Annotated in this window: 1 pseudogene; it reads left to right on the top strand. The window is 26.0% G+C overall.

The annotated features are described in order from the left end of the window. Window positions 1-215 (top strand): annotated as a pseudogene (locus tag ELQ11_RS09895) (hypothetical protein); the annotation flags it as partial.

The following is a 215-nucleotide window of genomic DNA, read 5'->3' on the forward strand; positions in this document are numbered from 1 at the left end:
AACAAGACTTCAAATCGTGATCAAATTCAAAACAAAGTTGAAGAGAAACCTTTGTTGTTTCAATTTGCCTATTTTCCAAATTTTCTAAATACACTCCAAGAGCTTTCTAATATAGCTCAAAAAGAATTTTGGGGAAACGGAAATAATATTTTATTTTCTTATCTATTTAAATATTTTGAGTTCATTTACGAAAATAAAAGCTATCCTGATATTAT

Origin of the sequence: Campylobacter sp. US50a (genome assembly GCF_004379015.1) — a bacterium.
In the GTDB taxonomy this organism is placed as follows: Bacteria; Campylobacterota; Campylobacteria; order Campylobacterales; family Campylobacteraceae; genus Campylobacter_D; species Campylobacter_D jejuni.